Source organism: Amycolatopsis sp. NPDC033938 (assembly GCF_055575975.1).
The window spans coordinates 416,998-437,813 of the sequence record NZ_JBVIRO010000004.1 but is presented as its reverse complement, the minus strand read 5'-3'; the positions used below and the strand labels follow the sequence as shown (position 1 = coordinate 437,813).

The following is a 20,816-nucleotide window of genomic DNA, read 5'->3' as shown; positions in this document are numbered from 1 at the left end:
TTGACAACCAGTACAACGCGTCCGGCCGTCCCTGTCATCCCCGTCCAAGTGTGACGGAACGCTTACGTCCGCGGTGCGTCTCACGGTAGGTGAAGATCCTGCTCGCGGCACTGGCCCTGCTTTTGACAGCGTGTTCGACCGGCACTGAAGCGCCCCCGACGCCCGAGGAGGCGTTCCGGTTCGGCGGGATCTCGATGCCCGCGAGCGGCAAGGTGCTGGAGACGAAGTCCGACAGGGGTATCGACACGAGGTACCAGGTGGTCCTCACTCTTCCGGCGGAGGACGTTCCCGAGCTGCTCAGGGCGTCGAACTTCGCCCCCGGCGTCAAGGAGGACGACAGGCTCGTCGACGGTCGCCATGTCTACCGCAAGGTGAAGATCGACGGCACGACCGTGCACCTCGAGCTGTTCACCACCTGAGCACGCAGCGTGAAAAAGATGGGCCGTTCGGACTCGCCTGGGTGACCCCCTAACGTGTAGCTCCACGCACCATCCGCCGGAGGCCGCATGGATCCGATCCGTGTACCGCCCGAAATGTTCCGTTTCACCGACGGCAGCAGGTCCGGGCTTCCCCTGGCGATCCTGCACGCCTTCGGCGAGGCGAACGAACGGCTCGAGACGGCGCTCGGCATCGACGACCTCCGCACCAGGCTGCGCGCGGTCGGCTGGCTGGAGACGCTCGACGACGAAGACCTGGTCAAGGCACTCGACCAGCTGCGGGCCCAAGGCCATCTCGACGTCGTCCAGAATCACGCGGGCGACTACCGGACGGCCTCCGAGTACGAGCGCCGGAACCTTCAGTATTCGCTCACGCGGCAGGGTGAAGCGGCGTACGCGGGCATCATTCGCGCGAACGAAGTGCTCAATTCCACCGGGGCGTTGCAGACGGCGACGCTCGACGCGTTGGGTGAGCGGCTCGGTGAGCTCGTGAAGCAGCTCGAAGACGGCACCGACAGGCGCGTCTTCAGCACGTTGGCCGAAGCCGAAAGTCACCTCGAAGCGTTCCGCGACAACACGAAGCGGTTCAACGGTGATCTCCAGCGTCTCCTGCGCGCCGAAGCCGACCTCTCGACGTTTCACGAGGTCAAGGCCTCGACGGTCGCGTATCTCCAGGAGTTTCTCAACGACCTGGAGCACCACACGCACACCATCGCCACCCGTATCAAGGAGATCGACGAGTACGGCGTCGCGGTGCTGCACCGGCGGGCGCTCAACGGCGCGGCCCTGCCGAGCGCGGAGCAGGCACCACGCTGGCTCGAAGTGCGCAAGGCGCGCTGGGACGGGCTTCGCGCGTGGTTCTTCCCCGAAGACGGCGCGGCGCCGCGGGTCGAGGACCTCCACCAGGTCGCGCGGCGGGCGATCATCACTCTGCTGCAGGTCCTGGACCGGATCACCGAGTCTCGGCGGCGGGCGAGCAGCGCGGTCGCCGATTTCCGTGAGCTGGCGCGGTGGTTCACCGTCGTTCCCGCGCAGGAGGACCTGCATCGCCTGTGGTCGACGATGTTCGGGCTCAGTCCCGCGCGGCACGCGCATCTCGCGCACGCGGACCCCGAGGTGGTCAGCACGACGGCGTCGTGGCTCGACGCGCCCGCGGTCGAGGTTTCCGAACTGCTCCGCTCCGCAGGCCGTACCGAGCGGTTCACCCGGACCGGCAGGGTCCGTGACGTCTCCGCGATCCGGGCGGCGCGGGTCCAGCAGGCGATCGCCGAACGCGCCGAACTCGAGGCGGCGTGGAACATGCTCGACACCGGCGGCGTGGTGCGGCTTTCGGCGTTCGAGAAGCTGGACCACACCGTTTTCGAGCGGTTGCTGGATCTGCTGGGCCAGGCGCTCGGCAGCACTCCCGGCACCGGCGGCGCCCGGCGGAGCACGACGTCCGACGGTCAGATCGAGATCATCCTGCGTCCGCCGCGGAACGGCGCGGTCGCGCGCCTGACCACCACGAGCGGCGTCTTCCGCGGACCCGACTACGAGATCGAGATCAGCACGGCCGGAGGCGGCGCGTGAGCCTGACGAACCAGCTGGTCATCGCGGAGCGCGAAGAGGTCGCACGCGGGATCCGGGCGATGCTGGCCTCGCCGCTGATCGGCGAACGCGGCTCCCCCGAGACCTTCGACCTCGTCCGCCGCCGCCGCGAGCCCATCCGGCAATGGTTCGACTACTACTGCGGCTGGACGCTCACCGTCGAACCCCGGCTCGGCTACGCCCGGCTGGTCAAGGTCCGCGCGGCCGCCGATCCCAGCCGTCCCGCCCGGCGGCTGCGGTCCGGGCGGGCACCGTTCGACCGGCGCCGTTACGTCCTGCTCTGCGTGGTGGCGGCCGAACTGCTCACGGTGCCGGTGACCACCATCGGCCTGCTCGCCGACCGGGTCGGCCGTGCGAGTGCCGCCGACGACCTCGTCACCACGTTCGACGTCGCCGCCAGGGCCGAGCGCATCGCGTTCGTGGACGTCCTCAAACTGCTGGAGTCCTTCGGCGTCCTGGCCGTCGCCGACGGCGATCCGGAGTCCTTTGTGGACGAAGCGACGGCGAAGGTGCTGTTCCGGGTCGACGCGACGTTGCTGCTGCGGATGCTCGCGGCCCCGGTCGGGCCGTCGCAGCTCGCCGTGCCCGCCGACGACGTCGCGCTGCGGTTCGAGGAACTGCTGGACGCGGTGTCGTACGAGCAACGCTACGGCCTTTCGGCAGGGCGCCACGAGGACACGCCGAACGCGTCCGACGTCCAGCGGAACCTCTGGCTCCGGCATTCGGTCTTCCGCCGTCTCGTCGACGATCCCGTGCTGTACTTCGACGAACTGACCGCGGAGGAGCGCGCGTACCTCGCGTCGCCGACCGGACGCCAGTTGCTGCGGCGCGCCGCGGAACAGGGCGGATTCGTCCTGGAAGAGCGGGCAGAGGGCGTGCTGCTCGTCGACGTCGACGGGCTGGCCACCGACGAGAAGTTCCCGGACGACGGCAGCAACGCCAAGGTCGCCGCGCTCCTGCTGCTCGACGCGCTCGACGAGCCGAGAACGACCGAGTATCTGCAGAAGGCCACCGCGAAACTGCTGAAACGGTTCCCGCGCTGGGCCAAGACCTACCGCGGCAAGGACGGCGTGCGACGGCTGACCGTGGACGCGCTCGCGGTGCTGACCGGTTTCGGGCTGGTCCGCGTCGAAGCCGAACTCGTCCGTCCGCTCCCGGCCGCCGCGAGATACACCGACCGTGACCCCGGCCGAAAAGAGGAGGCTACGTGACCGTGACGAGGTGGATCCCGTCCCGCGCGGGCATCCTCAACATCTGGCGCTACTACGACGAGATCTTCGAGTTCCACGACGGGCGCCTGCTGTTGCGCGGCCCCAACGGGAGCGGGAAGTCCAAGGCGCTGGAGCTGCTGCTGCCGTTCCTGTTCGACGCGAGCCTGCGCGCCAACCGGCTGTCGACCTTCGGCACCAGCGAGCGCAGCATGCACTGGAACCTGATGGGCGAAGGCGCTTCCGGCGCCACGCGCGTCGGGTATGTCTGGCTCGAATTCCGGATGGGCGAGGACAAGTGGTTCACCTGCGGCGCGCGGCTGCAGGCGAGCACGCACACCAGCACGGTGCACGCCGACTTCTTCACCACCGGACTGCGCGTCGGTGACGGCCTTCCGCTCGTCAACGAAGCGGGTCAGCCGCTGACCAAGAACGCGCTGGCGGAGCACCTCGGCGAACGCGGGACAGTGCACGCCGGCGCGGCCGAATACCGCACCGAGATCCGCACGAAACTGTTCCCCGGCTTGAGCGAACAGCGCTACGACGCGTTGATCACGGCGCTCCTCCAGTTGCGGATGCCCAAACTTTCGCAGCGGCTCGACCCGAGCCTGCTGTCCAACCTGCTCTCCCGCGCGCTCCCGCCGTTGGGGCAGCAGGAGATCGCGGACCTCGCCGAGGGGTTCGAACGGCTCGACGCGCAGCGCGAACGGCTGGGTTCGCTGGAGACCGAGGTCGACGCGACCCGTGCGCTCGCCGCGCGGCAGAAGACCTACGCCCAGCGTGTCCTGCGCGCGGGTGCCGCGAACCTCATCGCCGCGACCACCGAACTCGACGAACTCGCCGCGGCCGCCCGCCGGTCGGCCGAGGAGTACGAGGAGGTCGCCGCGAAAAAGGAAGCCGCCGGGAAACGCGCGGCACAGCTCGAAAAGGACGTCGAAGAAGCCGAGGCCCGCATCTCGGGGCTGACCGAATCCGAGTCGTACCAAAAGGGTCAGGAACTCGACAAGCTGCGGCAGCGGACCAGTTCCGCGCGTGAACAGGCGGAATCGCTCCGCGCGGACGCCGACCGGCTCCGTGCCGAAGCGGACGCCGACGAGGAGCGGTCACGAGCGGCGAGGCAGCTCGCGAAACGGCAGGCGGACCTCGTCCGCTCGCAGGAGACCGAGGTCCGTGCCGCCGCGACCCGCGCGAATCTGGCCGGGGTGCACGACGAACTCGTCGCGGGACTGGCCGAACCGGCCCGGCTCCGTCCGTTGCTGCAGGCCGCGATCCGCGGCAAACGCGACCAGGTCGAGGCCGTCGCCAAGACGCTGGACAAACACGAACGCGCCGTCAGCCGTCGTCATCAGGCCGAAGCGGATCTGGACCAGGCGAGGTCGGATTTCGCGGCGGCGCAGGACAAACTGGATCTCACGACGGCCACCCGCGAACTCGCGCTGAGCGATCTGCGCACCAGGCTCGCCGAGTGGGCGATCGGCTGCCGTGAGCTGCGCTTCCCCGACGTGGAAGCGCTCGTGCGGGAGGCCGAAGCGGAAGCCGCGTTGCTGGAGAAGGTCAGCGTGGTCGCCGAGACGGTACTCGAAGACATCATCCGGCAGGAGACGGTGACGGGCGCCGCGCTGGCCGCCGTGCGCACCGAGCACGACGAACTCCTCGTCGAGGCCGGTGTGCTCGAAACGGAGGACGTCCTCACCCCCGCGTCGCCGCGCACCCGGACGGCGGACCGGACCGAGATGAGCGGCGCACCGCTGTGGCGACTTGTCGATTTCGCCGCGTCGGTAGGGAAAGACGCCCACGCCGGCATCGAAGCAGCGCTCGAAGGCGCCGGTCTGCTGGACGCCTGGATCAACTCCCACGGTGTCGTCGAGGGACATGACGTCCTCGCGGAAACCGGGACACTGCCGGTGGTCTCGGGTCGTTCGCTCGCCGACGTCCTCGTACCGGAACTCGACGCGGAACTCTCCCCGGCGAAGATCCGGCGGGTACTGGAAGTGATCGCGTTCGACGACACGCTGCCCGCGGGGCCCGCCGCGATCGGCGCCGACGGCAGCTGGCGGATGGGCAGCCTTGCCGGGAGCTGGGAGAAGAAGAGGGCCACCTACATCGGTTCCTCGGCTCGGCTGCACGCGCGAGAACTCCGGATCGCCGAACTGCGGGACGAGATTTCCGCCCGGGAGAAGACGATCGCCGAGCTGGAAGGCGAGTTGGCCGCCCTGCGCGGCAGGCGTGAGCTGATCAAGATCGAACGCGCCGCTCGGCCCAGTCACGAAGATCTTCTTGCCGCGACTGGAGAATTGACCAGGGCCGAGGCCGACCTGACCGCCGCGGACACCGCCGTCCGGCAGCGCGAGGCGACCGTCTCCGCACTGGAGGTCGAGGCCAAGACCGCCCTGCACGAGCTGACCGCACAGGCTTCGGAAAGCGGGCTGCCGACCGAACGCGCACCGCTGACCGCGCTCGCCACGGCGCTGCGCACCTACTCCGACCAGGGTGAGAACTGGTTGTACGAGCACGGCGTCCTGCTCACGGCGACCCAGCGGGCCGAGACCTTCGCCGAGCAGGCGGCACGCTCGGAGGCGAACGCGGCCCGGCGCGAGGAGGAGGCCGCCGAGGCGGAGGCCGAACGCACCAAGCTCACCGCGATGCTGGAAGCGATCGAAGGCACCGTCGGCACCGGGCAGCGCGAAGTGCTCGCCGAAATCGAGGCCCTGCGCACGAAACTGCGCGAACTCGGCGACGAACTGCGTACCGCGAACCGGACGGCCACGGACCTGGCCGTCCGGCTGGGCGCGCTCGGTGTCCAGCGCACGACCGACGCGAACGCCCGCGAAGACGCCGCGGCCAAACAGGACGCGGCCGCGCACCGGTTCCGGAAGCTCGCCACCGGGGTCTTCCCGGCGGACGGCGGGATCGAAGACCTGCCGAAGTTCCAAGCCACCCTGTCCGCGTCCGAAGGGGTGCGGTCCGCACTCGACACGGCCCGCCTGGTCGCCGCGGCGTGGCCGTCCGTGCCGCATGCCCCGAGCAACCTCGGCGAGGCGCTGCACCGGCTTTCCGAGGCCGTGCACACCTGCCGGAACACGCTCAGTTCGCGCGCGGAACTCGATCTGGAGACCGACGAAGACGTCCAGATCTTCACCGCCGTCGTCGACGGGCTGCGGGTCGGCGCGGCCGAACTGCTGAAGATCCTTTACGCGGAGGCGGAACAGAGCAGGCACGAGATCACCGACCGCGAAAGCGACCTGTTCGACAAGACGCTGACCGGTGACACCCGCCGTCATCTCGCCGCCCGTATCCGGCAGGCCAACGACCTCGTCGACGGGATGAACGCGCGCCTGGAACGGGTGCGGACCGCGTCGCGGGTCGCCGTCCGGCTGGTCTGGCAGGTCTCCCCGGACCTGCCGCCGGGCACCAAGACCGCGCGGGACCTGCTGTTGAAGGATCCGGATCAGCTGACCACCGAGGACCGCGCATCACTGCACAAGTTCTTCCGTGAACGCGTCGAACAGGCGAAGGCCGACGACACCGCGACCAGCTGGGAGCAGCAGCTCGCGCAGGTCTTCGACTACACCTCCTGGCACCGGTTCGTGGTCAAGGTGGACCGTGCCAACGGAGCGGGCTGGCAGCTGCTGACCAAGAAACTGCACGGCGCGCTTTCCGGTGGGGAGAAGGCGATCGCGTTGCACCTGCCGCTGTTCGCCGCCGTCGCCGCGCACTATCAGGCCGTGCCGGAGGCACCGAGGGTGATCCTGCTCGACGAGGTGTTCGTCGGCGTCGACACCACCAACCGGGGGCAGGTGTTCGGGTTGCTGTCCGCGCTCGACCTCGACCTGATGCTGACTTCGGACCACGAATGGTGCACCTACGCCGAACTCAGCGGCGTCGGGATCCATCAGCTGATCACCGGCGGCGACGGTGACGACGCGGTGACCACGGCCCGGTTCACCTGGAACGGGCACGACCTCCAGCCTGCCGGGCATTAGCCTGCCGGGTATTAGGCTGAGCGGCTGTCCTGACAGGTGGCGGGTCGTGAGGCATTGCCGGAAATCGGTAATGCCTCACGGTGGGCGCGTGATCGGAAACTGTCGGTGGTCGATCGTATGTTCGTCGGGTGGATACCTACAAGGCGGCGCCTGTGGCGCTTCTCGAGGAAATTGTTGATCCTGACCTTTTGGAGTTGGTCAATGCTTCCGTAGATTCGTTGGACGACAAGGATTCCGTCGCTGTCGCGAAGGCGGCGTCGGCGGGGATCGCGCGCTTGGAGGCGGTCCGGTTCCGGGCGTTGGCCCAGCTGAACCGGCATCGTGGGGGCGCGCGGAGTGTGGTTCAGGAAGTCGCGGTCGAGTTGTCCTTTATGGACAATCACGCGGGTGCGCTGGTCTCCGCCGCGGCCGCGTTGACCACGCGTCTGCCTTGCACGCTGGCGTTGATGGATCGGGGGAAGCTGTCTGGTTTCGGTGCGATGAAGGTCGCCGCCGCCACCGCGTGGTTGTCGGATGAGAACGCGCGTGCCGTGGATGCTGTGCTGGAGGATCGGCTGCCGGGCAGGAATGCCGACCAGATCCGGAAAGCGGCGAATCACGCGGCGAACATGGTGGATCGTGATGGCGCGGATAAGCGTGCTCGGCGGAATCGGGAGGGGCGTCGTCTCCGGTTGCGGCAGGGTGAGACCGGGGTCGCCTCGATCGAGGTTGAGGACGGTCCCGCCGAGAAGGTCACCGCGGCTTACCGGCGGATCGACCGTGAAGCCCGCGCCCTGCGGAAGGATGGGGAGACCCGGACGCTGGATCAGTTGCGTGCTGATGTCGCGCTCGATCTGCTGCTCGGCGGGCAGGGCGGCACGAGTGAACGCACCGAAGTGTTCCTGTACATGGACTTGTTCACCTATCTCGGGGTGAACAATGATCCGGCGGAGCTGGCCGGGCATGGCCATATTCCGGCGGGGCTGGCGCGGCACATCGCGACGGGGCCGGACACGGTGTTGCGCCGGATCATCACGGATCCGTTGTCGGGGCAGGTGCTGGACCTGGGCCGGGACCGGTATCGCCCTACGGCGGGGTTGGGTGAGTTTGTGCGGGTGCGGGATCGTGAGTGTCGAAGACCGGGGTGCGGTCGTCCGGCGCAGGCCTGCGATCTGGATCATGTGGTGCCGTGGCAGTTCGGTGGTCATACCAACGCTGATGAGTTGGTCGACCTCTGCCGCCGCGACCACCGGCTCAAAGACGAACCCGGCTGGAGTTATCGCCTCGCGGCGGACGGGACGCTGACCATCACCACCCCGACCGGCCACAGCTACGACAGCACACCACCACCACTCCACGAACCCCGGACCGAAAGCCCCCTGGACGACGAACCACCACCGTTCTGAGCCCCGTTGCCGGATAACGGCGACAGCTCAAGCAGGCTCCAACGACCAGTCCACCCACGGTCTGAGCCGCCGGAGTCCGACCGCGGGCCGATCCGCGCGGACGTCCGGATCGACAGACTTACCGGTATGGCAACCGATTTCGTCTTCCCCGGCCGCCGCGTCGCCGCGGTCTCGATGGTGCTGGGCCCGATCCTGCTCCTCACCGGAACACTGCTGCGCTCGCGATTCGACTTCTTCTTCCCCAGCCAGCTCAGGGCGATGAGCGAACATCCCGCGCTGATGACCGCCGCCTACACCTGTTTCCTGGCGGGCACCGTCCTGCTGTGGCCCGCGGTCGTCGCGCTCGCCACGAAGATCGGGCGGACCAGACCGGCGCTGGCCGCGTGGGCAGGGATCTTTGTCCTTATTGGACTCTTCGAGCGGACCTTCCATGCCGGGATCGACCAGGCCGCCCTGGGCCTCACCGGACGACGCGGCGCCGGCTTCGCCGAGAGCGTGGTCAGCGAGTCGTACCAGGACCTGCACCTGTTCAGTTTTCTTTCGTTCACCATCATGTTCGGCTGGTATCTGCTCGCCTTCGCCGCTTATCGCGCGAAAGTGCTCGACATCGTGCGATCGACAGCGCTGGCCACGATGGGGCTTCTGCCGCTGGGCGTGTTGAAGGGAACCGAAATCGTGTCGATCATCGGTACCGCCGGGCTTTGCGTCGCGTTGGTTCCGGCCGGTGTCCAAGCATTTCTGGAAAGTCCCAAACCGGATCGGAAGACGGTGTTGTTGACGGCGCTGGCCATTCCGGCACTGGGCGCGCTCGCTTTCGCGAGCACCATGGGGTGAAATCTCCCGTGCGGCCTTCAGACCAGCCGCGCGGGCGCTTTCCCTGTTCTGTCACCGGATTCGTGATCGTGTCCCGCCGGGAGACAGCTCATCAGCAGCACGAGACCGACCGCACCGAGAAGCATGTGCCCGGCGAGGATGCACAGCCCACAGAATCCGATCCACAATGAGATCTTCATTCCCAGATGGTAGGGCCGTACTCCACCGCACGGCCCGCACTTGGGAAAGACTTAAGGTCTCCTTTGGGCAAAGGGACTGGTCGGCGTACGCGCGTAATGCGCCACCAGGGAGACCGTCGCGACCAGGAAGACCACCTGCATCAGGCTCCGCGGCACCAGTTCGTCCATCGTCGAGGTCACCGGCCCGTTCAGAGCTTTGTGCACGTTCGCCGGGAACATCGCCAGCAGCAGGACGGTCAGCCCGCCTGCCGCCCACGGCGCCGTACGCGACCACAGCATCCCCGCGGCGCCCGCCAGTTCGAGGACACCGGTGACCGTGACCAGCAATCCGGGCATGGGCAACGCGGGCGGCACCATCGCGATGAGCTCCTCGCGCATGCCGATGAAGTGCGCGAGGCCGGTCGTGACGAACAGCGCCGCGACGCCGCCGCGCACGGCCACCGGCCAGGGCCGCAGACGCCGCACGCCCGCCACCCCGAGCAGGAACAACGTCGCCGTGACGACGACCAACATGAGTACGGGTACGAGACCGGGGTCCATGACCGACACCTTCCGGACGAGGAATCTTTCCACTGACAAGATGCGCCGTTGCGGCCCATCTTGTCAATGACTAGATTCATCGGCATGAGTCCGTACCACCATGGCGACCTCCGCCGGGCCGTCCTCGACGCCGCCGTCGCGGCCATCACCGAACACGGCCCCGCGGGGATCAGCCTCCGCGACCTGGCCAGGCGCGCGGGTGTCTCCCACGCCGGGCCGGTACACCACTTCGGCGACAAGGCCGGGGTGCTCACCGCACTGGCCGCCGAGGGGTTCGGGCTGCTCGCGGACGCCCTCACCACCGCCGAGGAGGGCACGCGTGACTTCGTGGAGGTCGGGGTGGCCTACGTGCGGTTCGCGATCGAGCATCGCGCGCATTTCGAGGTGATGTTCCGCCCCGAACTCCACCGCGAGGACGACGCCGCGCTGGTCGCCGCCCGCGATCGCGCGGGGCACCTGCTGACCAGCGGAGCGTCGTCGGTCAGCGACGACGGGATGGCGGGAGTCGCCGCGTGGTCGCTGATGCACGGTTTCGCGAACCTGTGGCTCACCGGCGCGCTACGCGCCGAGCACCTCGAGGATTCGGACACCGCCGCCCGCGCGATCGCCCGGCTCCTCTTCCCCGGAACCTCGGCTCAGACCTGACCGGTGGGCATCACGGTGACCTGCTGGAGGTTCACCCGCGCCGGAAGCGAGGTCAGGAACGCCACGGTCTCGGCGATGTCGTCCGGCTCCAGCCAGGTCAGCGTCTCGCGCACGCCGTCCAGCCATTCGAGTGCGCCGGGGTCGGTGACGTGGCCTTGCAGCTCGGTCTTGACCAGACCGGGCTCGACGGCCGCGACCCGCACACCCTTCGGACCGAGGTCCGCGCGAAGGTTCTTCGAAAGGTGCGTCACGAACGCCTTCGACGCCACGTAGACGGCGAAGGACGGGAAGACGGCCTGCGCGCCGATGGACGAGGTGTTCACCAGGTCGGCCACACCCTTTTCGTCCGCCGAAGCGACCAGCTGCGGGACGAAGGCGCCGATCGCGTTCATCAGGCCTGCCATGTTGACGTCGATCATGCGCTGCCAGTCGCCGGTCGCGAGTTCGTCGATCGGCGCGGCCAGCATCACGCCGGCGTTGTTGAACAGCAGGTCGGCACGGCCCAGCTTCGCTTCGACCTCGGCCGCCGCGGCCCGCATCGCGTCGGCGTCGGCGACGTCGGCGGCGAGCACGAGTGCGGTACCGCCATCCTGTTCGATCTCCTTGGCGAGCGTTTCCAGCCTGTCCGTCCGGCGGGCGATGAGCGCGACCGCCGCGCCGGAGGCAGCGAGCCGCCGCGCGGTCGCTTCGCCGATACCGCTGGAGGCGCCGGTGACGACGGCGACCCTGTTCGCGTGCCGTGCCGGGGGGTTCGTCATCTCTGTCTCTCCTAAGTGGACTCGTTGTCGCGTTCTGAGTCCAGGAAACCGGCTAGGGCGGAGAGGTGGAACGGTCTGCCCAACCTAGGTCCGGCAGTACCAGCCAGGACCTCAGGCCGCGAGCACGCCGAGTACGAGAGCGGCGAACTCGACAACGCCACCCCCGAAGAAGCCGAGCGGCTCCATCGGGAAACCGCCCGGCTACTGGAGAAAACGGCTAAACGAACTTGAGATGCGAGCGGCGCCGCAGCCGGAATCCCGAAGCGAGGGCGACCGCCGCGAGCAGCACCGCCATCGAGATCACCCCGTGCGCGATCCCCCTGGTCAGATAGCCGGAGTCGGTGTGGTCGATGGCGTAGGTCCCGATCTCCCGGCTCGACCAGAACGGCAGCAGCCGCGCGATCAGGCCCGACGGGTCGGCCATCATCTGCAGGCCGACGACCACCAGCAGGACCAGTGTCCCTTCGAGTTCGCGCGGCAGCACCGAACTGAGCGCGAGCCCGAACGGCGCCGCCACGGCGACCGTCAGCACCATGATCAGGCCGACCGAGCCGTACCGGACATCGTGCTGGTCGACGAGGATCAACCCGAAATACGGCGCGGACAAGACCAGCCCGACCGTCCACAGTGCACTCAGCCGGCCGAGGTACAGGTGGTGGGAGCGGTAGCCCGAAAGCCGCAGCCGGGGTTCCATGGCGCGGCTCGCGCTGCCGGCGAACAGCGCGGCGGTGCTCAGCGCCCAGCCGAGGCCGAGGCAGACGAACCGGATCGACTGACCGAGATGGTCACCCCGCCTGCTCAGGTAGAACACCAGCGGCAGGAGCAGGAGGATCAGCAGGACCGCCCGGCGGCGCAGGAGTTCGCGCAGCGCCATTTCGGCGACCGTCAATACCTTCTTCACGCGACAGCCTTCCGGGCCGGGGAGAGTTCGAGCACGGTGTCCACCCGGTCGAGCTGGTTGAGCAGGTGGGTGACCACGACGATGGCCTTGCCCGCCTCCCGCCATTGCCAGACCTGGTGCCAGAAGTCGAGGTAGGTGCCTTTGTCGAACCCTTGGTAGGGCTCGTCGAGCAGGAGGACGTCCGGTTCGCCGAGCCCGGCCAGCACCAGGTTCAGTTTCTGCCGTGTCCCGCCGGAGAGATGCCGCGCCTGTTTTCCCTGTCCCGGCGTCCAGTCCAGCGCCGAGGCGCGGGCACCGCCGATCCGGACCGACTCCTCGCGGCTCATCCCGCGGCCCGCCCCGATCAGGACGAAATGCTCACCCGCGTCAAGGAAGTCCGCCGTGCCCCCGTCCTGCGGGCAGTAGCCGAGCGAACCGCGGACGCGGACCTCGCCCTTGTCCGCGCCGGTCAGCCCGGCGCAGATACTCAGGAAAGTGCTCTTGCCGCAGCCGTTCGCGCCGATCACCGCGGCGACCTCCCCCGACCGCACGACGAGGTCCACCCCGTTCAGCACCGTCTGGCGGCCGTACTTCTTCGTGATGCCGCGCGCTTCCAGCAGCACCTCGCCTGGACGGCGCCGGGGACGCCCCACGCTTTCGGCCACGGCCGAGGCGTACGCGGGAGGCGGCCCGAAGACCCGCATCGGATCCCCGCCGCTTTCCCGTAGATGCACCGCGGCCTCCGCGACCACCTGCCGCGCGGCGTCCTCCCCGACGCCGCGACGGCGTAGTTCATGCGCCAGCGCGGAAAGCCATGCGTCGTGGTTCATCTTCCCTCCCGCAAGATCGAGGCCACCCCGGCGGAGAACTCCTGCCAGTCGGCGGTGGCGTGCCGCAGCGTTTCCCGGCCTGCGGCGGTGATCCGGTAGTACTTGCGCGCGGGCCCGGCCGTCCCGTCCCGCCAGCTCGCGGTGACCAGGCCGAACCGCTGCAACCGCAACAGCACCGGGTAGAGCGTGCCGCCTTGGATGGGGCCGAGCCCGGCGGCGTCGAGCGACTGGGCCAGCTCGTAGCCGTAGGACTCGCGCTCGGCGACCAGCGCCAGCACGCAGGGCGCCAGCACTCCCCGCAACCACTGGCCTCGCCGGTCCTGATCCACGACAAGCAATGTAGCAGTACTACCTAGATAGCACTACAAGCTAGTTTGACCTGCGACAATACGTCGGCGAAGAAAAATCCGGGAAAATATCGCCGCCGCTGTCGAATCGGCCGGACGCCCTTCGTATAGGGGGTGACAAACCGCTCCGAGCAAGGAGGACGCCATGACCCAGTACCTCATCAGCCTGTACCAGCCCGACGGCCCCACCCCGCCACCGGAGTTCCTCGAACCGATCGCGCGCAAGCTCCAGGCGCTCAACGAAGAAATGCGGGCAGCGGGTGCCTGGGTGTTCGCCGCCGGGCTGCACCCGCCGACCACCGCGACGGTGCTCCAGGCCAAGGAGAGCGGCGACATCGTGATGACGGACGGTCCGTACGTCGAGGGCAAGGAGCATCTCGGCGGGTTCACCATCGTCGAGGCGCCGGATCTGGACGCCGCGCTCGGCTGGGGCCGCCGGATCGCCGAGATCACCTACCTGCCGATCGAGGTCCGGCCGTTCCAAGGCGAGAAAGACCCTTCGTGCGTCCCCTGACCAGCGAGGACATCGCCCGGGTCTTCACCGAGGAGTACGGGCGCGCGGTCGCGGTCCTGGTCCGCGTCTTCGGCAGTATCGACATCGCCGAAGAGGCGGTCCAGGACGCGTTCGCCGCGGCGGTGGACCGGTGGCCGTCCACCGGTCTGCCGCCGAGCCCGGCGGGCTGGATCATCACGACCGCCCGCAACAAGGGCATCGACAGGTTGCGCCGGGAAGCCGCGCGCGACGACAAACACGCCCAAGCCGCGCTGATCCATGCGGGCGACGAAGCAGAGGAGGAGGGTTCCGTGCGTGATGACCGCTTGAGGCTGATCTTCACCTGCTGCCACCCCGCGCTCGCCGTCACCGCGCAGGTCGCGCTGACGTTGAAGCTGCTGGGCGGGCTGACCACCGGCGAGATCGCGCACGCCTTCTTCGTTCCCGAAACGACGATGGCGCAGCGGCTGGTCCGGGCGAAGGGCAAGATCCGCGACGCGAAGATCCCGTACCGCGTCCCGGAAGACGCCGATCTGCCGGATCGGCTGCGTTCGGTGCTCGCCGTGGTGTACCTCGTGTTCAACGAGGGTTACACGGCCAGTTCCGGTGAACGGCTGGTGCGGGAGGACCTGTGCGCCGAAGCGATCCGGCTCGGCAGGCTGCTCGCCGAACTGATGCCTGACGAACCCGAGGTCACCGGGCTGCTGGCGCTGATGCTGCTCACCGAGTCCCGCCGCGCCGCCCGCACCGGCACGGACGGTGATGTCGTACTGCTGGCCGAACAGGATCGGTCGCGGTGGGACCGGGAGCTGATCGACGAGGGGCAGACGCTGGTCCGCGCCTGCCTGCGGCGGAATCAGCCGGGGCCGTACCAGATCCAGGCCGCGATCAACGCCGTCCACAGCGACGCCGCCGACGCGGAAAGCACGGACTGGTCGCAGATCGTCCAGCTGTACGACCTGTTGCTGACGATGAACCCGACCCCGATCGTCGCGCTCAACCGGGCCGTCGCAGTGGCCGAGGTGGACGGTCCCGGCGCGGCACTCGACGTCGTCGACGGCCTGCGGCTGGAGAAATACCATCTGTACCACGCCATCCGCGCCGACCTGTTGCACCGGCTCGGCCGCGAGGCGGAATCGGCGCTGGCGTACGAGGCTGCGATCCGGCAAGCGGAGAACAGCGCCGAACGCCGTCTGCTGGAACGGAAACTGGCCGCGGTCAGTCCTTGATCAGCCGGGCAGGGCCCGGCCCCTTCGCGGCGAGGAAGTCGGCGGGATTGACCAGCACGCACTGCTCGAACGACAGGCAGCCGCAGCCGATGCATTCGGTGAACCGGTCTCGCATGCACTCCAGCTGCTCGATGCGTTTGTTGAGTTCGGCGCTCCAGCATTCGGAGGCGCGCCGCCAGAACGCGTGGTCCGGCGCGGCACCCTCCGGCAGGAAGGAGAGCACTGAGCCGATCACCTCCAAGGGGATGCCGAGGGTGTGCGACGCGCGGATGAACGCGACCAACCGCAGCGTCGCCCGCGGGTACCGGCGCTGGTTTCCGCTGGTACGCCTGCTGCTGATGAGACCCTGGCGCTCGTAGAACCGCAGGGCGGAGGTGGCGACACCACTGCGCCGGGACAGCTCCCCGATGGTGAGTTCGGACGGCAGTTCGGTCATGTCCGCCATCCTAGCTTGACTTGAACCCTTGTTTAAGTTTCAGGCTGGAGGCATGACACAACAGGGGATCGCGAAAATGACCATCCACAAGGGATATTGGCCGACACCGGCGGAAGGCCTGGTCGCGGTGGCGCGGGAACACCCGGGTGCCGACGCGGCGCGGGCGGCGTTCGAGGCGCGAGCGAACGGAGCCGAAGGCCTCGTCTCCGTCACCGCGTACGAGGGAGTCGGCCATGACGGCGCCTTCACCTACGAGCAGTGGACCAGCGAAGACGCCATCAAGGACTTGGACGGCGCACCGGTGTACCGCCTCTACCGCGGCGGACGCGGCGAGGGCGGACCCGGGGTGCTCGTGGTCGTCTCGGTCGAGTTCGACCGTGCCGACGAGCGCCAGCAGCGCGAGTGGGTCGATCTCGTCTTCGCGGCGCTGGACTCGGAGCCCACTCCGGCTCCCGGCGGCGTTTCGGGCTTCTTCCACCTCAGCACCGACGGCCGCCGGATGCTGAACTACGCCGAATGGGTCAGCGAAGCAGCCCATATCGCCGCGTTGGAGGCGCCAGGCGACAACGGTGGCATCGGTACGACAGACGCTTGGAAGGCTGTCCGCGAGCACCCGGGCATGAAGAGCTCGACGGTCAAGCGGTACCGCCCGGTCATGTCGGCGGTGGCGGCATGAAGCCGATCCTGGTGACCGGCGCGACGGGGAACGTCGGCGCACAGATAACCGGCCAATTGCGGGCGAGGGACATTCCGGTCCGGGCGTTGAGCCGGAACCCACCGGGCGACGGCGTCCGCGGCGACCTGGCCAAACCCGAAACGATCGCACCGGCGCTCGACGGCGTCGACACGGTGTTCCTGATGCTCTCCGGCTCCGCCGAAGCGCTCCTGCCCACGGTGTCGCTGCTGGGCGAACGGGTGCGGCGCGTGGTTTTCCTTTCCACCGGCGCCGTCGACGATTCCTTGGCGGAACAGGAAAATCCCATCGGCGCCTGGCACCGGGTCGTCGAGAAGGCGATCGAAAACACCGGCGTGGATTGGACTTTCCTTCGGCCGCACGGGTTCGCGACCAACGCACTCGCCTGGGCGCCGTCGATCCGCTCCGGCGGTGTCGTCCGCGGGACGTACGGTGAGGCGGCGATGTCACTGATCCACGAACGCGACATCGCCGCGGTGGCCGTCGAGGCACTGACCGGCGACGGGCACGCGAAGGCGAAGTACGTCCTCACGGGCACGCGACCGCTCACCCAGATCGAACAGGTCCGGATCATCGGCGAGGCCTCGGGGCGCCCGGCGCGGTGGGAGGAGACTCCCGTGGAAGAGACCAGAGCGGCCATGCTCGCGAACATGCCGGACTTCGTCGTCGACACGATGCTGACCGCGTTCCGCGCGCTGGTGGAAAAACCCGGTGAGGTCACCTCGACCGTCGAGGACGTCACCGGCAGGCCGGCGCTGGACTTCGAGGTCTGGGCGGCCGACCACGCCGCCGTCTTCCGGTAGTATCGGATTCGTGTCGACACCGGTTCATGCCGCGGCCGTCCACTAGCCGCCGTTCCTGAAACGCCCGACGGAACACGCCCGCGGGTCTCTTCGCCGTGGGCGGAAACAGGAACGGAAACCCATGAACCCCCTGTCCATAATGGACGGTGGTGGTCGGCGCTGGCTGACCACCACCGGTACGAATCCACCACGCCGCGTCGTCGAAGTCGGCGACGAGCTCACCGCCGACGAGGCGTATCGGCTCGCCGTGTCAGGCACCGGTCTCAGCTGGCGCGGTGATTTCCCGAACGCACGGAACCTGCTCGCCGCGATGGGCCGCCGCTGTCCATCGGCGGCCGGGAAATCGTTTCAGGACAAGCGAAATCACCAAGCACGCCGAGCGCGGATCCTCGGCAGGCTGCTGGTCCCGCTGGAACCGGGACACGTCCTGCCGCTGCGTCGCGGTCCGGACGTCCGTGCGGCCTGCACCGAGGTCTACGGGCCTTCGGAAACCGCGTCGCTGGTGTCCTTGCCCGAACTGCTCGGCGTGGTCGGCGCGCACGAGTGGCGGGTCAAGGGCGTCGAAATCCCGGCGCTCGGCGCGAAAATCCATCCGCATCACGGGGTCTTCTCCCCCATCCGCGGCGAGTACGTCGACCTGGTGGCGAAAACCCCGTTACCCGCGACGGAACTGGCCTTTGACATCGGCACCGGGACGGGCGTGCTCGCCGCGGTCCTCGCCCGTCGCGGGGTCGAACGAGTGGTGGCGACGGACACCGAACCTCGCGCGCTCGCCTGCGCACGCGAGAATTTCGAGCGCCTCGGCTTCGAGGGAATCGAAACCCTGGAGACGGATTTGTTCCCGCCAGGCCGTGCGCCGCTGGTCGTCTGCAACCCGCCCTGGTTGCCGGCCCGCGCGCACACCCCGCTCGAACGGGCCGTCTACGACCCGGGCAGCCGGATGCTCCACGCCTTCCTGGACCGGCTGCCCCGGCATCTCACCCCCGGCGGGGAGGCCTGGCTGATCCTGTCCGACCTCGCCGAGCTGCTGGGCCTGCGTACGCGTGACCAGCTGCTCGCGGCGTTCCGGCGCTCCGGACTCGAAGTCCGGGGGCGGGAAGACACCCGGCCGAAGCATCCGCGGGCCACCGATCCGCGCGATCCGCTGCACGCCGCGCGCGCGAAGGAGGTGACTTCGCTGTGGCGCTTAACAACAGGCGCTTAACAACTGGGCGCCTCACAACGCGAGCAACGCCCGTGCCTGACTGATGAACACGCGGGCGGCGGGGCTGACCGGCCCCTCCGTCCGCCAGGCCAGCGCCAGTTTCGCCCGCAGCCCGGCGGGCCGGGTGATCTCCATGGCGTGCAGCTTCGTGTAGTAGGTCGCCAGCGACATCGGCACTACGGCGACACCGAGCCCGCGACCGACCAGTTCGGCGACGACGTTCGGGTCGCCCGCCTCCAGGGTCACCCTCGGTTGCGCGCTGTCGGCGAGGAACGCCGCGTCGACGATCGCACGCATTCCGGTGCCCTTCGGCAGGCTCACCAGGGACCGGCTTTCCAAGTCCGACAGGGTGATCGTGGCTCGCGAGGTGAGCGGATCGTCCGGCCCGGAAATGGCGACCAACGGTTCGTCAAGGACGACCTCGAAGCCGATCCCCGGCGGCGGTTCACCGGCGAGCCCGATCAGCGCGACGTCGAACCGGCCGTCGGCGACGCCCGCGAGGAGGATGTCGGAAGTCGCCTCGGCGAGCGTGATGTCCACCGCGGGATGGCGTTCGTGGAACCGCGCCAGCAGATCCGGCAGGTTGACCGGCCCGCGCGAGGACACCATGCCCATCGAGACCTGGCCGCGGACCAGTCCGGTGAGTTCGTCGACCGCCTGCCGCACCCCCGCGACGGCGGCGAGCGCGGCCCGCGCGTGCGGCAGCGCGGCCGCGCCGACCTCGGTCAGCCGCACCGCACGGGCCGACCGGTCGAGCAACGGCTGCCCGAGTTCGCGTTCGAGACGGCGGATCTGGGCGCTGACCCCGGGCTGGGCGACGTGCAGCCGCTCGGCGGCGCGGGTGAAGTTCGCTTCCTCGGCCACCGCGACGAAGTATTCGAGCTGGCGCAGTTCCATAACCGATGATTCTAGTTGCCAGACAAACCAGATCTTGGACTTCTGGTCGGATCGAGACCAGGCTGGTCCCATGACCACGATGCTCCGCCCCGGCGACTCCGGCTATGACGACGAACTCACCGGCTTCCAGACCGCGGTGTCCCGGCGTCCCGATGTGATCGTGGCCGCCGCTTCGGCCGCCGACGTCGTCGAGGCGGTCCGATACGCCGCCGAGCACGATCTGCCGGTCGCCGTCCACTCGACCGGGCACGGTGTGGGCGTCCCTTTCGAAGGCGGCGTGCTGATCACCACGCAACGCATGACCGGGATCCGCGTCGACGGTGAGATCGCCAGGGTCGACGCCGGCGTCCGCTGGGGAGCGGTCATCGAGGCGGCCGCCGGGCACGGGCTCGCGCCGCTGAGCGGCTCGTTCCCCGGCGTCGGCGTCGTCGGCTACACCCTCGGCGGCGGGTTCAGCCTGCTCGGGCGGAAATACGGTCTCGCCGCCGACCACGTCACCGCCATCGAGGTCGTGACCGCCGACGGCGAACTCCGGCGCGCCACCCCGGACACCGAGCAGGACCTGTTCTGGGCACTGCGCGGCGGCCGCGACAACTTCGGGATCGTCACCGCGCTCGAATTCCGGCTCGTCCCCGTCACCCATCTGTATGGCGGAAGCCTGCAGTTCGGCACCGAATCGCTGGCGACGGTGCTCCGCGCCTGGCGCGACTGGGCGGCCGGGATGCCGCGCGAGATGACGTCGTCGCTGGCCATGGTCCCGATGCCGGATCTGCCGATGGTGCCGGAGCCCTTGTGCGGAGAGCACGTCGCCCAGATCCGGATCGCCTACCTCGGCGACGCCGCCGAGGGTGAACGCCTCGTCGCGCCGTTGCGCGCCGCCGCCCCGGTGCTGGGTGACACGCTCGCCGAGATCCCGTTCACCGAATCCGGCTCGATCGCGAACGAGCCACCGTTCCCGCACGGTTACCGCGCCGACAACGTCACCGTGTCCGAACTGAACGACGCGATGCTCGACGCGATCCTCGAACACGCCGGCCCCGGTGCCCCAGTGCCGACCGTCATCCTGCTGGACCTGCTCGGCGGCGCGCTGTCCGACGCGCCCGAGCACCCTGGCGTCGGCTGGGACCGTGAAGCCGCCTTCACCGTGCGCGCACTGTCCGTAGTGGATGACGCCGGGCTGCCCGAGATCAAGGTCGCGCACGGGAAGCTGTTCGACGCACTGAAGCCCTGGTCGACCGGCAAGCTGCTGACCTTCGTCTACGGCGAGAGCGGCGCGGGCGACGAGGCGTCCAAGGTGTACTCCCCGGCGGATCTGCGGCGTCTCGCCGAGATCAAGGCGGCCGTCGACCCGGCGAACCGGTTCCGGCTGACGCATAACGTCGAACCGGCGCGTGACGCTGGGTGATCTCCGAAATCCGCAGGTAGGAGGCCTCCATCCGGGGCGAAG

Annotated in this window: 21 protein-coding genes; 13 read left to right on the top strand and 8 right to left on the bottom strand. The window is 68.8% G+C overall.

Annotated elements, in window-relative coordinates; genetic code table 11:
• Window positions 1-89 precede the first annotated feature (89 nt).
• The 6 genes from ACZ5ZX_RS14925 (at window position 90) to ACZ5ZX_RS14900 (ending at window position 9,434) form a co-directional block, all read left to right on the top strand.
• Complete coding sequence (locus ACZ5ZX_RS14925) at window positions 90-419, top strand: hypothetical protein (protein WP_465502531.1); 330 nt, start codon at window positions 90-92, stop codon at window positions 417-419.
• A gap of 87 nt (window positions 420-506) precedes the next feature.
• On the top strand, window positions 507-2,006 hold the full coding sequence (locus ACZ5ZX_RS14920; protein WP_465502530.1) for a TIGR02677 family protein: 1,500 nt from the start codon (window positions 507-509) through the stop codon (window positions 2,004-2,006).
• Window positions 2,003-3,235, top strand: coding sequence for a TIGR02678 family protein (locus tag ACZ5ZX_RS14915; RefSeq protein WP_465502529.1), 1,233 nt, complete (start codon window positions 2,003-2,005; stop codon window positions 3,233-3,235). The genes ACZ5ZX_RS14920 and ACZ5ZX_RS14915 overlap by 4 nt, the downstream gene beginning before the upstream one ends.
• Window positions 3,232-7,215 (top strand): TIGR02680 family protein, encoded by a 3,984-nt coding sequence (locus ACZ5ZX_RS14910; protein WP_465502528.1) that lies wholly within the window; start codon window positions 3,232-3,234, stop codon window positions 7,213-7,215. The genes ACZ5ZX_RS14915 and ACZ5ZX_RS14910 overlap by 4 nt, the downstream gene beginning before the upstream one ends.
• A 152-nt stretch (window positions 7,216-7,367) precedes the next feature.
• A complete protein-coding gene (locus ACZ5ZX_RS14905; RefSeq protein WP_465502733.1) occupies window positions 7,368-8,600 on the top strand; it encodes an HNH endonuclease signature motif containing protein in 1,233 nt (410 codons plus the stop codon).
• A gap of 126 nt (window positions 8,601-8,726) precedes the next feature.
• Window positions 8,727-9,434, top strand: coding sequence for a hypothetical protein (locus tag ACZ5ZX_RS14900; RefSeq protein ID WP_465502527.1), 708 nt, complete (start codon window positions 8,727-8,729; stop codon window positions 9,432-9,434).
• A gap of 17 nt (window positions 9,435-9,451) precedes the next feature.
• Here ACZ5ZX_RS14900 and ACZ5ZX_RS14895 read toward each other — a convergent pair whose 3' ends face one another.
• Window positions 9,452-9,613 carry a hypothetical protein gene (locus tag ACZ5ZX_RS14895; RefSeq protein ID WP_465502526.1) on the bottom strand — a complete coding sequence of 54 codons (162 nt, stop codon included), beginning with the start codon at window positions 9,611-9,613 and terminating at the stop codon, window positions 9,452-9,454.
• A 51-nt stretch (window positions 9,614-9,664) separates the two neighbouring features.
• Window positions 9,665-10,153: a DoxX family protein gene (locus tag ACZ5ZX_RS14890; protein ID WP_465502525.1), complete on the bottom strand. Its 489-nt coding sequence runs from the start codon at window positions 10,151-10,153 to the stop codon at window positions 9,665-9,667.
• 84 nt (window positions 10,154-10,237) lie between these two features.
• Between ACZ5ZX_RS14890 and ACZ5ZX_RS14885 the strand changes: the two genes are divergently transcribed.
• Entirely contained in the window at window positions 10,238-10,798 is a 561-nt protein-coding gene (locus tag ACZ5ZX_RS14885) for a TetR/AcrR family transcriptional regulator (protein WP_465502524.1), read from the top strand.
• Here ACZ5ZX_RS14885 and ACZ5ZX_RS14880 read toward each other — a convergent pair.
• The 4 genes from ACZ5ZX_RS14880 to ACZ5ZX_RS14865 all read right to left on the bottom strand — a co-directional run bounded on the left by ACZ5ZX_RS14880 (window position 10,789) and on the right by ACZ5ZX_RS14865 (window position 13,595).
• Window positions 10,789-11,556: an SDR family oxidoreductase gene (locus tag ACZ5ZX_RS14880; RefSeq protein ID WP_465502523.1), complete on the bottom strand. Its 768-nt coding sequence runs from the start codon at window positions 11,554-11,556 to the stop codon at window positions 10,789-10,791. The two genes, ACZ5ZX_RS14885 and ACZ5ZX_RS14880, sit on opposite strands and share 10 nt — an antisense overlap.
• A 217-nt stretch (window positions 11,557-11,773) precedes the next feature.
• The gene (locus ACZ5ZX_RS14875; RefSeq protein WP_465502522.1) at window positions 11,774-12,457 is read right to left on the bottom strand and encodes a hypothetical protein; all 684 of its coding nucleotides are present in this window, start codon (window positions 12,455-12,457) and stop codon (window positions 11,774-11,776) included.
• Window positions 12,454-13,266 (bottom strand): ATP-binding cassette domain-containing protein, encoded by an 813-nt coding sequence (locus ACZ5ZX_RS14870; RefSeq protein ID WP_465502521.1) that lies wholly within the window; start codon window positions 13,264-13,266, stop codon window positions 12,454-12,456. Before ACZ5ZX_RS14870 ends, ACZ5ZX_RS14875 begins: the two co-directional genes overlap by 4 nt.
• A complete protein-coding gene (locus ACZ5ZX_RS14865) occupies window positions 13,263-13,595 on the bottom strand; it encodes a PadR family transcriptional regulator (protein WP_037317652.1) in 333 nt (110 codons plus the stop codon). Before ACZ5ZX_RS14865 ends, ACZ5ZX_RS14870 begins: the two co-directional genes overlap by 4 nt.
• A 163-nt stretch (window positions 13,596-13,758) precedes the next feature.
• Here ACZ5ZX_RS14865 and ACZ5ZX_RS14860 point away from each other — a divergent pair, with 163 nt between their 5' ends.
• Together ACZ5ZX_RS14860 and ACZ5ZX_RS14855 are read left to right on the top strand one after the other, a co-directional pair.
• Entirely contained in the window at window positions 13,759-14,127 is a 369-nt protein-coding gene (locus ACZ5ZX_RS14860) for a YciI family protein (RefSeq protein WP_465502520.1), read from the top strand.
• The gene (locus tag ACZ5ZX_RS14855; RefSeq protein WP_465502519.1) at window positions 14,115-15,335 is read left to right on the top strand and encodes an RNA polymerase sigma factor; all 1,221 of its coding nucleotides are present in this window, start codon (window positions 14,115-14,117) and stop codon (window positions 15,333-15,335) included. The genes ACZ5ZX_RS14860 and ACZ5ZX_RS14855 overlap by 13 nt, the downstream gene beginning before the upstream one ends.
• On the opposite strand, the gene soxR is transcribed toward ACZ5ZX_RS14855, so the two are convergent.
• Window positions 15,325-15,771: a redox-sensitive transcriptional activator SoxR gene (gene soxR, locus ACZ5ZX_RS14850; protein ID WP_465502518.1), complete on the bottom strand. Its 447-nt coding sequence runs from the start codon at window positions 15,769-15,771 to the stop codon at window positions 15,325-15,327. The genes ACZ5ZX_RS14855 and soxR overlap by 11 nt on opposite strands.
• A gap of 52 nt (window positions 15,772-15,823) precedes the next feature.
• Between soxR and ACZ5ZX_RS14845 the strand changes: the two genes are divergently transcribed.
• The 3 genes from ACZ5ZX_RS14845 to ACZ5ZX_RS14835 all read left to right on the top strand — a co-directional run bounded on the left by ACZ5ZX_RS14845 (window position 15,824) and on the right by ACZ5ZX_RS14835 (window position 18,472).
• The gene (locus tag ACZ5ZX_RS14845) at window positions 15,824-16,447 is read left to right on the top strand and encodes a hypothetical protein (protein WP_465502517.1); all 624 of its coding nucleotides are present in this window, start codon (window positions 15,824-15,826) and stop codon (window positions 16,445-16,447) included.
• Window positions 16,444-17,268, top strand: coding sequence for an NAD(P)H-binding protein (locus ACZ5ZX_RS14840; protein ID WP_465502516.1), 825 nt, complete (start codon window positions 16,444-16,446; stop codon window positions 17,266-17,268). The genes ACZ5ZX_RS14845 and ACZ5ZX_RS14840 overlap by 4 nt, the downstream gene beginning before the upstream one ends.
• Before the next feature lie 121 nt (window positions 17,269-17,389).
• A complete protein-coding gene (locus ACZ5ZX_RS14835) occupies window positions 17,390-18,472 on the top strand; it encodes a methyltransferase (protein ID WP_465502515.1) in 1,083 nt (360 codons plus the stop codon).
• 12 nt (window positions 18,473-18,484) lie between these two features.
• On the opposite strand, the gene ACZ5ZX_RS14830 is transcribed toward ACZ5ZX_RS14835, so the two are convergent.
• Window positions 18,485-19,369 carry a LysR family transcriptional regulator gene (locus tag ACZ5ZX_RS14830; protein ID WP_465502514.1) on the bottom strand — a complete coding sequence of 295 codons (885 nt, stop codon included), beginning with the start codon at window positions 19,367-19,369 and terminating at the stop codon, window positions 18,485-18,487.
• Between the two features lie 70 nt (window positions 19,370-19,439).
• On the opposite strand from ACZ5ZX_RS14830, the gene ACZ5ZX_RS14825 reads away from it, so the two are divergent.
• Window positions 19,440-20,774, top strand: coding sequence for an FAD-binding oxidoreductase (locus ACZ5ZX_RS14825; protein ID WP_465502513.1), 1,335 nt, complete (start codon window positions 19,440-19,442; stop codon window positions 20,772-20,774).
• Window positions 20,775-20,816 lie beyond the last annotated feature (42 nt).

Bases quoted from the DNA above. Each gene is read 5' to 3' on its own strand.
- ACZ5ZX_RS14920 (WP_465502530.1), top strand. From the start codon at position 507: ATGGATCCGATCCGTGTACCGCCCGAAATGTTCCGTTTCACCGACGGC.
- ACZ5ZX_RS14900 (WP_465502527.1), top strand. From the start codon at position 8,727: ATGGCAACCGATTTCGTCTTCCCCGGCCGCCGCGTCGCCGCGGTCTCG.
- ACZ5ZX_RS14895 (WP_465502526.1), bottom strand. From the start codon at position 9,613: ATGAAGATCTCATTGTGGATCGGATTCTGTGGGCTGTGCATCCTCGCC.
- ACZ5ZX_RS14890 (WP_465502525.1), bottom strand. From the start codon at position 10,153: ATGGACCCCGGTCTCGTACCCGTACTCATGTTGGTCGTCGTCACGGCG.
- ACZ5ZX_RS14885 (WP_465502524.1), top strand. From the start codon at position 10,238: ATGAGTCCGTACCACCATGGCGACCTCCGCCGGGCCGTCCTCGACGCC.
- ACZ5ZX_RS14880 (WP_465502523.1), bottom strand. From the start codon at position 11,556: ATGACGAACCCCCCGGCACGGCACGCGAACAGGGTCGCCGTCGTCACC.
- ACZ5ZX_RS14870 (WP_465502521.1), bottom strand. From the start codon at position 13,266: ATGAACCACGACGCATGGCTTTCCGCGCTGGCGCATGAACTACGCCGT.
- ACZ5ZX_RS14860 (WP_465502520.1), top strand. From the start codon at position 13,759: ATGACCCAGTACCTCATCAGCCTGTACCAGCCCGACGGCCCCACCCCG.
- soxR (WP_465502518.1), bottom strand. From the start codon at position 15,771: ATGACCGAACTGCCGTCCGAACTCACCATCGGGGAGCTGTCCCGGCGC.
- ACZ5ZX_RS14845 (WP_465502517.1), top strand. From the start codon at position 15,824: ATGACACAACAGGGGATCGCGAAAATGACCATCCACAAGGGATATTGG.
- ACZ5ZX_RS14840 (WP_465502516.1), top strand. From the start codon at position 16,444: ATGAAGCCGATCCTGGTGACCGGCGCGACGGGGAACGTCGGCGCACAG.
- ACZ5ZX_RS14835 (WP_465502515.1), top strand. From the start codon at position 17,390: ATGAACCCCCTGTCCATAATGGACGGTGGTGGTCGGCGCTGGCTGACC.
- ACZ5ZX_RS14830 (WP_465502514.1), bottom strand. From the start codon at position 19,369: ATGGAACTGCGCCAGCTCGAATACTTCGTCGCGGTGGCCGAGGAAGCG.
- ACZ5ZX_RS14825 (WP_465502513.1), top strand. From the start codon at position 19,440: ATGACCACGATGCTCCGCCCCGGCGACTCCGGCTATGACGACGAACTC.